Origin of the sequence: Pseudoalteromonas sp. Z9A4 (assembly GCF_011378845.1) — a bacterium.
In the GTDB taxonomy this organism is placed as follows: domain Bacteria; phylum Pseudomonadota; class Gammaproteobacteria; order Enterobacterales; family Alteromonadaceae; genus Pseudoalteromonas; species Pseudoalteromonas arctica.
In genome coordinates this window covers 24,880-39,448 of record NZ_WTLA01000027.1, presented here as the reverse complement: position 1 = coordinate 39,448, position 14,569 = coordinate 24,880, and the positions used below count along the sequence as shown (strand labels likewise).

Annotated in this window: 14 protein-coding genes and 1 pseudogene; 4 read left to right on the top strand and 11 right to left on the bottom strand. The window is 39.2% G+C overall.

Translation table 11 applies throughout. The features are described from left to right. Window positions 1-198: 198 nt before the first annotated feature. The gene (locus GQR54_RS16355; protein WP_166378999.1) at window positions 199-1,002 is read right to left on the bottom strand and encodes a putative porin; all 804 of its coding nucleotides are present in this window, start codon (window positions 1,000-1,002) and stop codon (window positions 199-201) included. 469 nt (window positions 1,003-1,471) lie between these two features. Here GQR54_RS16355 and GQR54_RS16350 point away from each other — a divergent pair. Further along, window positions 1,472-1,692, top strand: a pseudogene (locus GQR54_RS16350) (M2 family metallopeptidase); the annotation flags it as partial. 87 nt (window positions 1,693-1,779) lie between these two features. Here the strand turns inward: GQR54_RS16350 and GQR54_RS16345 are convergent. The 7 genes from GQR54_RS16345 to GQR54_RS16315 form a co-directional block, all read right to left on the bottom strand. Further along, complete coding sequence (locus GQR54_RS16345) at window positions 1,780-2,574, bottom strand: putative porin (RefSeq protein ID WP_166378997.1); 795 nt, start codon at window positions 2,572-2,574, stop codon at window positions 1,780-1,782. A 199-nt stretch (window positions 2,575-2,773) separates the two neighbouring features. Next, entirely contained in the window at window positions 2,774-3,148 is a 375-nt protein-coding gene (locus tag GQR54_RS16340; protein WP_166378995.1) for a PH domain-containing protein, read from the bottom strand. Then, entirely contained in the window at window positions 3,148-4,056 is a 909-nt protein-coding gene (locus tag GQR54_RS16335; RefSeq protein WP_166378993.1) for an ABC transporter ATP-binding protein, read from the bottom strand. The genes GQR54_RS16340 and GQR54_RS16335 overlap by 1 nt, the downstream gene beginning before the upstream one ends. Beyond that, the gene (locus GQR54_RS16330; protein ID WP_165740937.1) at window positions 4,053-4,880 is read right to left on the bottom strand and encodes an ABC transporter permease subunit; all 828 of its coding nucleotides are present in this window, start codon (window positions 4,878-4,880) and stop codon (window positions 4,053-4,055) included. The genes GQR54_RS16335 and GQR54_RS16330 overlap by 4 nt, the downstream gene beginning before the upstream one ends. A gap of 143 nt (window positions 4,881-5,023) precedes the next feature. After that, a complete protein-coding gene (locus GQR54_RS16325) occupies window positions 5,024-6,205 on the bottom strand; it encodes a cystathionine beta-lyase (RefSeq protein ID WP_166378991.1) in 1,182 nt (393 codons plus the stop codon). Between the two features lie 9 nt (window positions 6,206-6,214). Further along, window positions 6,215-7,135, bottom strand: a complete 921-nt coding sequence (nudC, locus tag GQR54_RS16320) for an NAD(+) diphosphatase (RefSeq protein WP_166379013.1) — start codon at window positions 7,133-7,135, stop codon at window positions 6,215-6,217. A 174-nt stretch (window positions 7,136-7,309) separates the two neighbouring features. Continuing rightward, the gene (locus GQR54_RS16315) at window positions 7,310-7,813 is read right to left on the bottom strand and encodes an NYN domain-containing protein (protein WP_010555312.1); all 504 of its coding nucleotides are present in this window, start codon (window positions 7,811-7,813) and stop codon (window positions 7,310-7,312) included. Between the two features lie 150 nt (window positions 7,814-7,963). On the opposite strand from GQR54_RS16315, the gene GQR54_RS16310 reads away from it, so the two are divergent. Both GQR54_RS16310 and GQR54_RS16305 read left to right on the top strand, forming a co-directional pair. Continuing rightward, on the top strand, window positions 7,964-8,587 hold the full coding sequence (locus GQR54_RS16310; RefSeq protein WP_166378989.1) for a hypothetical protein: 624 nt from the start codon (window positions 7,964-7,966) through the stop codon (window positions 8,585-8,587). Further along, complete coding sequence (locus GQR54_RS16305; protein ID WP_166378987.1) at window positions 8,587-9,330, top strand: DUF3307 domain-containing protein; 744 nt, start codon at window positions 8,587-8,589, stop codon at window positions 9,328-9,330. The genes GQR54_RS16310 and GQR54_RS16305 overlap by 1 nt, the downstream gene beginning before the upstream one ends. Window positions 9,331-9,460: 130 nt before the next feature. On the opposite strand, the gene GQR54_RS16300 is transcribed toward GQR54_RS16305, so the two are convergent. Both GQR54_RS16300 and GQR54_RS16295 read right to left on the bottom strand, forming a co-directional pair. Then, the gene (locus tag GQR54_RS16300; protein WP_166378985.1) at window positions 9,461-10,855 is read right to left on the bottom strand and encodes a DEAD/DEAH box helicase; all 1,395 of its coding nucleotides are present in this window, start codon (window positions 10,853-10,855) and stop codon (window positions 9,461-9,463) included. A 200-nt stretch (window positions 10,856-11,055) separates the two neighbouring features. Next, window positions 11,056-11,895 (bottom strand): 2OG-Fe(II) oxygenase family protein, encoded by an 840-nt coding sequence (locus GQR54_RS16295; RefSeq protein WP_149605142.1) that lies wholly within the window; start codon window positions 11,893-11,895, stop codon window positions 11,056-11,058. 528 nt (window positions 11,896-12,423) lie between these two features. Between GQR54_RS16295 and GQR54_RS16290 the strand changes: the two genes are divergently transcribed. Further along, window positions 12,424-13,626, top strand: coding sequence for a bifunctional alpha/beta hydrolase/OsmC family protein (locus tag GQR54_RS16290; RefSeq protein WP_007586983.1), 1,203 nt, complete (start codon window positions 12,424-12,426; stop codon window positions 13,624-13,626). 58 nt (window positions 13,627-13,684) lie between these two features. Here GQR54_RS16290 and GQR54_RS16285 read toward each other — a convergent pair whose 3' ends face one another. Beyond that, window positions 13,685-14,452 (bottom strand): alpha/beta hydrolase, encoded by a 768-nt coding sequence (locus GQR54_RS16285; protein ID WP_024591306.1) that lies wholly within the window; start codon window positions 14,450-14,452, stop codon window positions 13,685-13,687. Window positions 14,453-14,569: the final 117 nt, after the last annotated feature.

The window sequence follows — 14,569 nt, the reverse complement described above, 5'->3', positions numbered from 1 at the left end:
AGCTTTACTCTTTTTCGAGCTAATAAAAACTTAGCTTCGGCATCAAAATTACATAAATATGCATTATTAAAGGTAAGGTGCTGCTTTGCTCATAGCCCATTTTCACTATTCATTTTGCAGCAAACAACAAAAAGCCCGCTTAAATAAGCGGGCATTAAACTATATTTTTGTATTAATTAGAGAAGGTATATTCTCTAATTAAAACTGATAACGCATGTTAGCAAAGTAAGCATCGTTGTCAGAGTCATCAGCATTGTTACCGTAACCTACTTTTAAACCAAGGTTTTGGTTAAAGAAGTGTTGAGCACCAAAAGTATAAGCATCTTCTTTATCGTAAGAAGCAAATACTGATGTTGCCTTGCTGAAGTAGTAATTTGTTTCTAAGTTCCACTGATCGTCAGCTTCAGAGATACTTTCGAATGTACCTTCAACTGTTAAAAAGTTACCTTCTTGTAAATCAACAAAGTACTTAGCTGCTACTGAGCGGTAATCAAAATCATCATCAGACTCAACAGTTACACCAACATAGTCAGTACCATTAAGCATGTAATTATATGCTAAAGAGAATAACGCGTAGTCTTCGCCGTCATCATTTTCAACAAATTTTGCTTTTGCAAGTAAATCTGGGTTGAAAAAGTAACCAGCTGTAAACGCATAAGATTCATCATTTGAACCAAAGTCACTGTTTTCGTAAGAAGCACCAAGAACAACATCTTTATAAAAATATTCGCCGCCAACCGATGTTACATCGCTTGCGTCGTTATCTGTGTACGAACCAAAAACATTAGTTTGCTTATTGATGTACTCAAACTGGTCGTAAGGACCTAATGTCTTTTTAGGAGAGAAATAATAAGTAGAATCGATACTAAACTGGTCATCATTATTACTGTCTGTAAATTGGTAACCTAAATTACTTATTGAATTATAGCTGTCTGCAGCCATTGCAGTGCTTGCAGCGCTTGATAATAAAATGCTCGAAATGATAACGGCTAATTTTTTCATTCTTAATTCCCTGTGAATATTACTTTTATGCTTAAGCTGTCTAGCTAAAGTTGGGGCGCATCCTAACTTCAAAAAAATGAACAAAAACTGAATGAGAGGTCATATTGCGACCTAAGTGAAGTGATTTAATTGTAAATATTTGAATGTAAATGTAACTATAAAGTATCTCTTAAATATACTGAACAGTAGCATGTCACTACTTAAGTTAAAAAAGTAAAAAATACGGTATAAGTTGCCGCTAAATTGAATACAACTTAATTATTCGATAAACCTCATCAATATTATTTTATTTCACTATATTTTTTCTAATTTTTCAAAAAAATTACTCTTTTTTATTTATTATTTCTGAATTTATAGTAACAAACAGGTTTGTTTCAGTGCGTATTTTTATCTATTTCTTCATAATAACCATTATTTATCAGTAAAAGTAACCACATAAATTACTACTTTATAACTAAAAAATGACTTTGGTAACGATAAAGCTATTCGTCGCTGCGCAATTTATAACTCAAAATAAGCGGGGATAAGCTAAACGCCATGCTTGAAATGGGCTTGTCTCGTCCTTGGCAAGGAGCGCTTGAAACTGTAACAGGCAAACCGCAAACGGATGCAACAGCAATGCTTGATTACTCTGTACCATTACAAACATATTTAGATAAGCAAAACGAAGGCCGTAACTGCGGTTGGTGATAATGTATTTATATAAAAACGACAAAGCCCGCTAAATTTAGCGGGCTTTTTAATATTACTCTTGTATTAACTAAGTACAGGACTTAATTAAAACTGAAAACGCATGTTAGCAAAGTACGCATCGTTATCAGAATCATCAGCGTTGTTTTCGTAACCCACCTTTACACCAATATTTTTATTGATGAAGTGTTGAGCACCAAAGCTATAAGTATCTTGCTTGTTGTAGTTAGCAAATACAGATGTTGCTTTTGAGAAGTAGTAGTTAGTTTCTGCTACCCATTGGTTTTGGGCATCATCAATGCTTTCGTATTTACCTTCAAAAGTAAGGTAGTTACCTTGCTGTAAATCAATAAAGTATTTAGCAGCTACTGCACGGTAATCAAAATCGTCGTCTGATGTAAGTGTAACACCTACGTAATCTGTGCTGTTTAGCATGTAGTTGTAAGCTAAATCAAATAATGCAAAATCATCGCCGTCTTTGTTTTCAACTAGTGTTACTTTTGCAAGTAAATCTGGGTTGAAAAAGTAACCACCCGTCAGTTTATAAAGCTCACGGTTAGAGCCTGAATCTAGGTCTGTATTCTCGTAAGATGCGCCAACAACAAATTCATTAATGAAGTATTCACCACCAACTGATGTTAAATCGCCAAAATCGTCATCTGCGTAGCCACCATATACGTTAGTTTGTTTATTGATGTATTCAAACTGATCGTACGGACCTAAAGTTTTTTTAGGAGATAAGTAGTAAATAGAATCGACAGCAACGGTGTCGTTGTTATCGCTATTTTTATAGCTTAGGTTACTAATTGAATTATAGCTGTCTGCAGCAGCCGCAGTGCTAGATAATAAAATGCTCGAAATAATAACTGCTAATTTTTTCATTGTAAGACTTCCCTATGTACATTGCTTTTTATGCTCTAGCTGTATTGCTAAAGTCGAGGCACATGCTAACGTTAGGAAACTGAATGAAAACTTAACTAACCAGTTGTATTTATTAAGTTAATTGTAAGGAAGTGTTGTAAACTGTAAAATTAAAGTAGTTGCAACATCTAGTCAACAACTACTTAAAACATGTACCGTATTAAAGCGCGTGTTGGCTAATAATACGGTAAACATCGTTAATATTATCGCCAGACTTAAACTCTTTACTAATTGGTGTTGGATCTGAGCCAACCCATATTTTTAGCTCGGCATCTAAGTCAAAATGGCCTGCACTTTCTTTACTAAACTTGGTAATTTTAGAGTAAGCAATACTCACCATTTCCATTTTAGAGCCGGTCATACCTTGCTTATCAATTAAGATTAAGCGCTTATTAGTAAAAATAAACATATCACGTACTACTTTATATGCCTTTTCTACTTGTTCGCCGTCAATTAATGTATTGGCGAGTACTTTCTCTAAATCAGAATCGTCAACTTCGCTTGCATTACCCATAAGTCCGCTAAGTAAACCCATTATACTTTCTCCTGTTTAAATATTTGGTTCTCTAATGTATGTCCATTAACTAACTGCCTGTACTGCCAGTGTTGTTGATGACAAAAATTCAGTAGTGCAATATCAAGTGAATCGCTCGTTGGCTGATACTCAACAACATATTCTTTATGCTGGCTCATATACACGCGGCTCACCCCTGCAATTGCTTGAAGCTGTTGCTCAACATTTTGATAAGCTTCGCTTAGCATTAATGTATAAAAGTGTTTATCGGTATTATTTGTTTTTGTTTGATGTTCGCTTAGTACGCCTTTATCTAAATGAAGTACCTGTGAGCATAGTCGCTCAAGCTCAGTTAAATCGTGAGAGCTTAAAATAAATGTAGCCTGCTCACTTAATTCAGATACTAGCTCACGTACTTCTCTGGCATGAATCGGATCAAGCCCTGCGGTTGCTTCATCAAGCATTACAATTTGTGGTGCGCCAATAAGTGCTTGCGCTATCGTAACGCGCTTGCGCATACCGTGCGATAAATCCCCCGCACGCTGCTTTGCAATTTCTTTTAAGCCAACTAAATCAAGTACACGTAGCGCCTCAGTTTGGCTTTGCTTAGCACCCATACCTTGCAGTTTTGCATAAAAAGCGAGTTGCTTATCTATATTAAAACGAGGGTCAAGTTGTGCATCTTGTGGTAATGCACTTACTTTATTAAATAAAGCAGCGCTCCCTGGCTTATGCCCTAATATTTCAAGGCTGCCTTTACTTGGCGCTATATAGCCGCACAACAAACTAAATAAGGTGGTTTTACCCGCACCATTTGGCCCAACAAGCGCCACTGGCGCACCTTTATTAATCTCAAAGTCCACATTATTAAGCGCAAGTTTTGCACCATACGATTTACTCAAACCGCTGGCTGTAATTAATGGTCTCATAGTGAGCTCCTTGCAAAAATACGTTGAGCAACGCTTAGTAACACCGCAGTTTGCACAAGGGGAATAGCCACAGCGCTTAATAATGGTAAATTTTGCCCCGCTAATAACTCTATTTGCACACCCGGAAATAAATAATCAAGCAAGCCTAATGCGGGTATTTGCCATTGCAATATACCAACTACAATACCGCCTGCTGCAAAGTATAAAATTGCCAATACAATAGATAAACGCGATGAGCGAGCAAAGGTATTTATTAACGTCATAAGTGCTACAAATGGACATAAAGTAACAACCAATATTAAAAATATAGAAAGCGCACGAGCAAAACCACCAGCCAGTAAACTTGGATCTCTAAACCCTAGTACAGCAAGCGTGGCCACAAGCGTTATACCTACCAAACACGCTAATACCGCTAATTGCCCTAAAAAACGACCAAATAGTATTTCAAAGCGAGTGGAGCGCAGTGATAAAAACCTTAGTGTGCCGCGCTCTCTATCGCCTACCGTTTGGTCGCTACAAATAAACAAACCAAAAACGGGAAAGCTATACAGGGCTATTAACCAGTACATAGCAAATTCGGCCTCAGGCCAATCCAATAATTTACTTAAACCAATAGAACCTGATATATCACGGGCTATTTGCTCAAAATCGGGCGCACTTACAATGCCTACTGCCTGCCCTATTGGGTAGCGCAGTATTATTAGCCACACCAATGCAAAGGCAGCTAATGCAATAAGTCCACGTTTAGTTAAAAACATACGTACAAGCTCAAATCCCGCTATTTGCGTTAATCGGCCTACGTTTATCGGTAATGGTGTTGCCATTGACTATCCTTAATGACTTTTTATTTTCTGTGTATTTATCCACACTAAGTGTAAACACCTTGAATTACCAGCAAAAAAAAGCCCACCAATGGCGAGCTTTGTAACAATACGTTTAAATGTAACAGCATAAATTGCGATATAAATTATAAATGCTGCTTATAAACCTCAAGTGCTTGGCTTAAATCGCTAATTAAATCTTCAACATCTTCAAGGCCAATATGCAGGCGAATAACCGGCCCTAAATCCCAACCTGTATTTGAACGCAGCCCTTTCATAGTTAAATTAGCTGTTACTAAACTTTCAAAACCGCCCCACGAAAAGCCCATTTTAATATGCTCAAGGCTATCTAAAAATGCATCAATCGCTGTTTGATTGCCGGTTTTCATCACAAATGAAAACAACCCATTACTGCCATCAAAATCACGTTTAAAGAACTCATGCCCTGGGCAGCTTTCAAATGCAGGGTGTCGAATATGATCAACAAGCTCATGTTGCTCAAGCCATTTAGCTACTTCTATTGCTGCTTTTTCATGTTGATTTAAACGCACACCCATTGTACGCAGGCCTCTAAGTGCTAAATACGCATCATCGGCACTGGTACATTGCCCTAGTAAGTATGAGTTTTCGCGCAAGGTTGGCCAATACTTTTTATTAGCAACAGCCACCCCCATCATCACGTCTGAATGGCCAACAATATACTTTGTTGCAGCTTGAATACTAATATCAACACCGTGCTCTAACGGGCGATAATGCAAACCGTTGCCGTAGGTATTATCAAGTATGGTCATTACGTTGTGCCCATTGGCTACTTTTACCATAGCAGGCACATCTTGCACTTCCATCGTAATAGAACCTGGGGATTCTAAAAACAACACTTTGGTATTTGGCTGAATGTAGTCTTTAATACCTGCGCCAATGGTTGGCGGGTAGTAGGTTGTTGTAATGCCCAGTCCCACTAAAATTTTATCGCAAAAATCGCGAGTTGGTTCGTACACGTTATCAACCATTAAAATATGATCACCGGTTTTTAAAAACGATAAAAATACTTGGCTAATCGCCGCCGCGCCACAAGGGTATAGTGCACAGCCTTCGCCGCCTTCAAGTTCTGTAATCGCTTCTTGTAGTGCAAAGTGTGTTGTTGTGCCCCGGCGCCCATAAAATAACGTTTTATCACCACGGGTTTTAGCCGCTTCTTTTAAATCGGCTACAGTATCAAATACAATGGTAGATGCACGCTGTACAACGGGGTTTACTACGCCGTGTGTGTACGCTTTTTTGCGCCCTGATGATACCAGCTGAGTGTTTTTATTACTTTTACTCGACATTGTTAATCCTTAAGGGTTTGTGCGCCAATGCTCAATTAAATAACGAGAGATAGAGTCGGTTCTAGGCAGCTTTAAATGCTCGCCTTCTTCGTGCCAATTACCAAATTGCTCTAAGTCTTCACGGCTAAACCATTTTGCATCGTCTAGCTCTTCTTTATCTACATTAATTTCCTCAGATGTCGCCTGTGCAAAAAAACCAAGCATAATTGACGATGGGAACGGCCATGGCTGAGATGCAACATAACGTACATTTTCAACCTCTATGCCTGCCTCTTCTTTAACTTCACGCGCAACAGCTTGTTCCAGTGTCTCCCCTGGGTCTACAAATCCAGCAAGCGACGAATACATACCAGTGGGCCACGCAGCTTGGCGACCTAATAAACAGCGTTCTACTCCGTCAGCAAAGACTTTAGTAACCACCATAATTACCGCAGGATCGGTACGCGGGAATGTAGGATGCTTACAGTTTTCGTTTTCACACACTCTAGAATGCCCAGCTTCCACTGAACGGTTTTTACTACCACAGCGCCCACAAAAACGATGCGTGGCATGCCAATAACATAAACCTCTCGCAAGCGCCGCTATTGAGGCATATTTAATGGTTACTTGAGGCCCATATTGGCGAATATCAAAAAACTGAGCGCCCTCTATTAAAGGCGAAAGTACGCTTTCATCCAGATCCGATACATCCAATGCAAACACACCATGTTTAGCATTGTTTAAACCAACAAAAATAGCACTCGTTAAATCTAAATGTGCCACTTGTTGATACGTTAAATAGCTTACTTTAGGGGTATCTTTAATAAATAGGGTTTGATTATTTTTAACTAAAACCCATTTACTTTGCGCCGACATATGCGCTTTAAGCCACGATGGGTCTTTACGAAAATTTGAGCCTCTATCTAGTGGCATGTTGCTGTAATGAAGCATGTAAGTCCTTGGTAACTCGTTATGCTTTAAAATTACCATAATCATTTAGCAAACCCAATTGATTACAGTAATAAAAAAAGCCTATATAAGGCTTAATTCATCTATTACGGCTTTGTATTAAAATCTCTCATGTTGCAGGCACTTAGCTTGCACTTTTTTAACTATTTTTTGCTGTTAAAGCAGCAAAGTATTATCAATTAAATGAAATTGCTCTGCGCTTTGTTTTAATACCTCAGCAGTTAACCTGTCAGCACCGTATACATCGCACGGTACATTATATTGATTTTTTAAATGCCCAAGTAACAAAGCAAAGTCACCATCGCCAGAGAGCAAAATAACTTTATCAAGATTTTTACCCTGCTCTAACATGTCTATTGTTATGCCTACATCCCAATCGCCTTTAGCACTTCCATCACGACGTTGAATAAATGGCTTTAGCTTTACCTCAAAACCAATCGCACGCAAAATATTTTGAAACTGATTTTGCTTTTCATCTCCTCGATAAATAGCATACGCAAAAGCACACTCAATATTGTATTGCGCCTGCATTACCCGCCAAAACGCATTGTAGTCAAAGTTTTTTCCGTAACTCTCACGGCACGTGTAATAAATATTTTGCACATCAACAAAAATACCGACCCGTGGTTTAGTGCTTTGCTGCTCGTTTTGTAAAGTCATTTAGTGTCCTAGTGAGGATTAATAGCAATAAAAGTAACGTTATAAAATAAGTGTACCTTGCAATTTATATTTAAGTAACCTAAATTGGTTACATACCCTTATGTAACCAATATTGGTTACATATTAAAAAGTAACCATTTTGAGATTTTTATGATTGGTGTGATCAGCGGCGATATTATTAAATCGCAAACAATCCCTAAGCAGCAATACGATGCCATGCTTTACCAACTAGAGCAAAGTTTGCGAAACATTTCGGGGGAGCAAACCCTTTGGAATATATACCGAGGCGATGCCTTTCAGTTACAAGTTAATAATCCTGAGCTCCTTTTTAAAAATGCCATACTTGTATATTTACACCTTAAATCGTCAGGTTATGAACTACGACAAAGCTTGGCACTTGGGCAAATAGATAACCCACGCAGCGATATAAAAACAGCAACCGGTTCTGCTTTTACCCTTTCAGGTCAAGGCCTTGATAAAATAGGTAATCAACGCTTTGTTTTTAATATTAATGAGCAGCAGCTCGATGAAAGCTTAAACCTTAATTTAGCCTTTGCCGACGTATTACTCACTAAAATCACACAAAAACAAGCAAATGCCCTGTATGTCTATTTAACATCACCAGACAACAGCCACGCGGCACTGGCTAAAGAGCTTAAAACAAGTCGCGAAAACGTAACCAAACTACTCAATTTAGCGCACTACCAACTTATAGAGCGCTTTATTAAGTACACACAACACGCTATAAAAAATATAATTAAAGGAGGTGAATAATGACGTTTTCACTTTTACTGGTCGCGCTTATTATTGGCCACTTACTCGCTGATTTTTACTGGCAACCTATGAGTTGGGTAAACGACAGAAACACCCGTCACTTTAAAGCCAGTAAGCTTTATTTTCATGTACTAGTGCATGGTGTAACGAGTGCACTCATTATTACCGTGTGGGAATATACATTCGGGTGGCAGCAACTAAGCAGTGTTTTAATTGCCACGGCGAGCATTATGTTGAGCCATTACTTTATTGATATAGCTAAATCGTATTCTAATAAAGGCGTGGTGCCTTTTTTACTTGATCAAATAGCGCACATACTGGTTATTATTGCGCTCAGTATTTGGCTAACTGATAACAGTAGCTTTATGGCTGCAATTAATAATATGCTCACTGATCCCAAAATACTGTGGGTGGTATGCGGTTATTTAATTATTTTAAGTCCCAGCGCCGTATTTATAAGAATGATGTTAGAGCGTTTAACAAGTAACTTTTCAAGTACTGGTAGCTTACCACTTGCAGGGCAAAGCATAGGTATGCTTGAGCGCGTACTTATGCTGAGCTTTATATTGCTTGACCAATTTGCAGGGCTTGGCTTTTTACTTGCGGCAAAGTCGGTATTTAGGTTTGGTGATTTAAGTGCAAGCAAAGATAAAAAACTTACCGAGTACGTTATGCTCGGCACATTACTTAGCGTAAGTGTGACTTTATTTTTCGGCTTGGGTATTAACTATTTAATCAGGTAGGCAATACAGTAAGTACAAATTACAGACAATAAAAAACGCGCTACTTCTATTAAGAAGGGAGCGCGTTTTTTGTATCAACCTTTAATCAAGTTCTAAATTAATTAAACGCCAATATAATCATTAACAATGATTAATCGTTATTTGTGCGACGACGGCGTTGGCCATTACCGCCAACAGATTCACGCTTTGCCCATGGGTTTTGCGCGTTATCATCTGTTTTAGCTGCTGGCTTTTTAGAACCACCACGGCGTGGGCCGGTACCATTACCACCATTGGTCGGTTTTTTACTGTTAGGCTTGCTGCTATCAGATTTAGGCTTATTAAAAGGCTGCTTTTTCTTAGGCTTTTTAGACGGCAGTGGGCGAGCATCTAATGCGCGCTCTGCTACTGGGTTAATAGGCTCAAAACCGTCTTCTTCAGCACGTGGGATAAGCTCACCAATAAAGCGCTCAATACCGTATAAATCAACAGCATCTTCTGTTGTTACAAACGAAATCGCATGACCCGACGCACCAGCACGGCCTGTACGGCCAATACGGTGAACGTAATCTTCATATACGTTTGGTAAGTCGTAGTTAACAACATGCGGTAATTCAACAATGTCTAAACCACGTGCAACAATGTCTGTTGCTACTAGTACGCGTACTTCACCACTTTTAAAACCATCAAGTGCTTTAACACGTGCGCCTTGTGACTTATTACCATGGATAGCCGCGCCTACAATATCATCTCGCTCTAGTTGTTTAACTAAGCGGTTAGCACCGTGCTTTGTACGGCTAAACACTAACACTTGTTGCCAATCGTTAGTGCGAATCAAGTGGCTTAGCAATGCTGTTTTACGTGTTTTATCTACCGCATAAACACACTGAGTAACACTTTTTGCAGTGGTATTTTTTGCAGCAACTGAAATTTCAACAGGGTCATTAATTAACCCTTTTGCTAATGCACGAATTTCGTCAGAAAATGTAGCCGAAAACATCAAGTTTTGACGTTTAGCAGGCATTTTAGCAATTAAGCGTTTAATGTCGTGAATAAAGCCCATGTCTAACATGCGGTCAGCTTCATCGAGTACAAGCACTTCAACGCTATCAAATTTAACTGCATTTTGATTATGTAAGTCGATTAAACGACCCGGCGTTGCTACTAAAATATCAACACCTTTACGAAGACGCTGCATTTGTGGGTTAATTTTAACGCCACCGTAAACTACAAATGAGCTCACATCCGAATGCTTAGCGTACTCTTCAACGTTTTCGCTTACTTGCAAAGCAAGCTCACGTGTAGGCGTTAAAATAAGTGCACGTACGTGGTTACTTTTAGCTTTAGGGCCTGACGACAAACGCTCAATAAGTGGTAATGTAAAACCCGCTGTTTTACCTGTACCTGTTTGCGCTGCTGCCATAACATCACGGCGTTCAATAATTGCAGGAATTGCTTGAGCCTGAATCGGCGTTGGCGTTTCATAGCCCTTTTCTAAAACCGCATTAACCAAAGACTGTGATAAACCTAAACCTTCAAAACTCATATAAACTCTCTTTTAAATTAGGCTACGTTAGCCAGTTGCGCGCATTATACCTGTAGTAGCTAAGAATGCATGCCATTATTTACGTCGCGAGCAATTGAGCATAGCTTAATAAAATTAAACCTGTGCTCAAGTTGCTTAAAAATGCAAAAAACGGCCATAAGCCGTTTTATATTTATACTTAATTACTCTAAGTATAAGAGTTACTTAACACCTAATTCACGCAGGCGTTCTTGCAAGTAGCTATCTGCCGTGTAGCGCTCTGAAAGCACAACATCTGGATGCGGGTGTAAAAATAACGGTAGTGAAATACGCGATTTAGTAGATGCTTTACCCGTTGGGTTAATTACACGGTGAATTGTCGATGGGAAATACCCGCCCGACGCTTCTTGTAACATGTCGCCGATATTAATAATTAAGCTGCCAAAATCACATGGCACGTCTAACCAACCGCCATCTGTTTTTTGAACTTGTAAACCAGGCTCATTAGAAGCTGGTAATACAGTCAATAAGTTAATATCGCCATGGGCTGCTGCGCGAATAGCACCTGGCTCTTCATCACCCGTCATAGGCGGATAATGTAAAATACGTAACAATGTTTGCTCAGAATCGGCAATCATGTCTTTTAAATCAATCGAAAACTTAGCACGTACATCAGCCGGAGATTCAGCCTGAACCCAGCTTAACAACGTGCCCGCAAATTCACTTGCTAAACGGTAGTATTCACGTACATCAGCTTCAAGCTGGGCAGGAACGCGACCTTTAGGGTACACATGGAAGTACTCTTTAATATCTTTTATTGTAAAGCCTTTCGCTACTTCAGATACTGAAGGCGGAAAGTAACCGTCTTGAGTGTCTTTAGAGAATAAAAAGTCGTGCTTTTGCTCTGAGTTAAAAAAGTCTTGCCAATTTTTGTAAATAGACTCAACTAAAGACTGTGGGATTGGGTGGTTTTTTAAAACGCCAAATCCAGTATTTCTTAACGATTCAACAAATTGTGCAGCCGCATCGGGAGCTTTATAATCAACAGTAGGTAATTGCATTGTACGTTCCAGTGAATAGGTTGTGTGAAGTGAGTTGCTTTTAATAGTGCTAAATTACTTATATAAAGTAGCAAAGCCTTCATTATAGCGCTATGCGAGGATAGACAAATGACCTCAAAAAAATAAGGACATATGTCCGCAAAGCATAGTCACCGCCACTTGGCTTGATCAAGATCAACTTATAAAAAAACGTTGAATTTGCAAGGTTTAGTGCTTATATATGGTCTACTAGGGCGTGCTGACCTTTGGTAGGTGAATTTGTAGCAGACTGTTTGGTATTTAAGCAAGGCAGAGCCTGTGATGTGTGGTTGTTCCCCATAAATAGGCGATAACGCAGCATAAATGCCAAACATGCGCTACCCTTTGGGTTCTTTCTAGGGACGATTAACTCTTTGTTGCTCGGTTTTTACTTAGTCCACTAGGTTACAAACCTCGCGCCGCGATTAAATCGCCCCTAGATTGAACAAATTTCAATCCACAACGGTCAACACGCCCTAATATATTTTATTTGTGTAAATAAGGCTCCCCATGCGACAAAAAGTATCTTTTAAAAGCGGCGATTTAGAACTTGCCGGCCAACTTGAACTTCCCTCTGGTGACGTTAAGTTTTACGCGCTATTTGCACACTGCTTTACCTGCGGTAAAGACATTGCAGCAGCCACTCGTATTAGCCGAGCTTTAACACAACAAGGCATTGCCGTACTACGTTTCGACTTTACCGGTTTAGGCAATAGCGATGGCGACTTTGCTAACAGTAACTTTTCATCAAACATTCAAGATTTAGTATCTGCGGCAAATCATTTACGTGAGCATTTTGCGGCGCCGCAACTACTCATTGGCCACAGTTTAGGCGGGGCTGCCGTTCTTGCTGCTGCGGAGCATATTCCTGAAGTATCGGCTATTACAACCATTGGTGCACCGTCAGATGCGCAGCACGTAGCGCATAACTTTGAAGCACACCTTGATGAAATTAACGCAGCAGGTGAAGCTAAAGTAAACTTAGCCGGTCGTGAATTTACCATTAAAAAGCAATTTATTGACGATATAGCCAAGTACGATAAAAGCCACATAAGTAAACTTAAGCGCGCATTATTAGTAATGCACTCCCCTATTGATGCGACGGTAAATATTAGTGAAGCTGAAAAAATTTATGCATCAGCCAAGCATCCTAAAAGCTTTATTAGCCTAGATAACGCCGATCACCTTTTAACAAATAAAAACGATGCCGACTACGCAGCACAAATAATTGCAACGTGGGCAAACCGTTATGTTAAGTACGACAAAACTAAATACACGGCAAGTTTAACGGGTGGCAATGTACTCGTTGAAGAAAAAGACCATGTATTTACTCAGCACGTAAGTACAAAAGATCATACTTGGCTTGCAGATGAGCCAATAAAAGTAGGTGGTAAAAACTTAGGTCCTGATCCGTATCATCACTTATTAGCGGGGCTTGGTGCCTGTACGGCCATGACACTGCGTATGTACGCTACACGTAAAAACTTACCACTGGAGCATGTAAAAGTAGAGCTTGATCACACTCGCGATTACAACAAAGATTGCGACGATTGTGAGCAAACAGGTAACCTTGAAGCCATTACCCGTAAAATCACCTTACGTGGAGACTTAACTGAGCCACAGCGCCAGCGTTTACTCGAAATAGCCGACAAATGCCCAGTGCATAAAACACTGCATAACAACCCGGTTATTGTAAGTGAACTGGTAGAGTAACTACCATAAAATTAATATAGCGCAGGTAACACTGCGCTGTGATTTAACTTTTATAAACCTAATTTTTACTATCTAAAAATCCCTCTACTTCTTTACTCATTCTGTCCACCAGCCATTTTGGCCCGCCATCGTACATATCGTTATGGCGAGATTTTTCTATTAGTGTTTGTGTAACAGGAAACTTATCCAGCTCTGAATCGTTTAACAGCACATTCGCATCAGCTGGGTAATCACTACCGCGTAGAGTAAGTACGCGAATGTTTTTATTGCGCGGGATCAACATGCGGCGATGATCGAGCGTAATAATAGTGCTAACTTCGTTTGGATAAATAGAGCCATATAATGCGGAAATATCACCGCCATTAGAATGCCCAAATAAGGTGAGTTTTGTAAAGTCGTACGCTGGGTATTTACTCGATAGCTCATTAACTAAAAACTTAAGCGTTGCTACGCCACGATGCCAGTTTTCCATGCGAGTGGTTAAATAAGGCTGCTCACGATTAAGGTCAGGGTCGGTTTTTAATTTATGTGCAACGGCTACTGTTAAGTATCCACGCTGATTAAACACATTACTAGCAAACGTGTATTCGTTATGGCTAATCCCGTAGCCCGCATTAATAAACGCTACAGAGCATTTTACTTGAGCTGTACACTTAGCATTGTTACTTGGTAATGTAATATTGATAGGAATAGTGCGATTGCGGCTTTCATCAGTTATAACGCCATCGTTTGCATAGCTTGTTGCGCCTATTACTGATGTGCTTATAACTGATGTACTTAGAGCTAGAGCGCTTAATATAAAAAGCTTTTTAAGTGTTTTTTGCATATTTAAATTTATATAAATTATTGTTTTTAATTAAAAATAACTTTTACTTTATAGCTTTGCATTCTCTATTGTCAAACTATGCGATAATAGCCGCCATTGTTTAAATATATTTAGTAA

Excerpts from the sequence above, each read along its gene's own strand:
- GQR54_RS16355 (WP_166378999.1), bottom strand. The coding sequence starts at position 1,002 with ATGAAAAAATTAGCCGTTATCATTTCGAGCATTTTATTATCAAGCGCT.
- GQR54_RS16345 (WP_166378997.1), bottom strand. The coding sequence starts at position 2,574 with ATGAAAAAATTAGCAGTTATTATTTCGAGCATTTTATTATCTAGCACT.
- GQR54_RS16340 (WP_166378995.1), bottom strand. The coding sequence starts at position 3,148 with ATGGGTTTACTTAGCGGACTTATGGGTAATGCAAGCGAAGTTGACGAT.
- GQR54_RS16335 (WP_166378993.1), bottom strand. The coding sequence starts at position 4,056 with ATGAGACCATTAATTACAGCCAGCGGTTTGAGTAAATCGTATGGTGCA.
- GQR54_RS16330 (WP_165740937.1), bottom strand. The coding sequence starts at position 4,880 with ATGGCAACACCATTACCGATAAACGTAGGCCGATTAACGCAAATAGCG.
- GQR54_RS16325 (WP_166378991.1), bottom strand. The coding sequence starts at position 6,205 with ATGTCGAGTAAAAGTAATAAAAACACTCAGCTGGTATCATCAGGGCGC.
- nudC (WP_166379013.1), bottom strand. The coding sequence starts at position 7,135 with ATGCTTCATTACAGCAACATGCCACTAGATAGAGGCTCAAATTTTCGT.
- GQR54_RS16315 (WP_010555312.1), bottom strand. The coding sequence starts at position 7,813 with ATGACTTTACAAAACGAGCAGCAAAGCACTAAACCACGGGTCGGTATT.
- GQR54_RS16310 (WP_166378989.1), top strand. The coding sequence starts at position 7,964 with ATGATTGGTGTGATCAGCGGCGATATTATTAAATCGCAAACAATCCCT.
- GQR54_RS16305 (WP_166378987.1), top strand. The coding sequence starts at position 8,587 with ATGACGTTTTCACTTTTACTGGTCGCGCTTATTATTGGCCACTTACTC.
- GQR54_RS16300 (WP_166378985.1), bottom strand. The coding sequence starts at position 10,855 with ATGAGTTTTGAAGGTTTAGGTTTATCACAGTCTTTGGTTAATGCGGTT.
- GQR54_RS16295 (WP_149605142.1), bottom strand. The coding sequence starts at position 11,895 with ATGCAATTACCTACTGTTGATTATAAAGCTCCCGATGCGGCTGCACAA.
- GQR54_RS16290 (WP_007586983.1), top strand. The coding sequence starts at position 12,424 with ATGCGACAAAAAGTATCTTTTAAAAGCGGCGATTTAGAACTTGCCGGC.
- GQR54_RS16285 (WP_024591306.1), bottom strand. The coding sequence starts at position 14,452 with ATGCAAAAAACACTTAAAAAGCTTTTTATATTAAGCGCTCTAGCTCTA.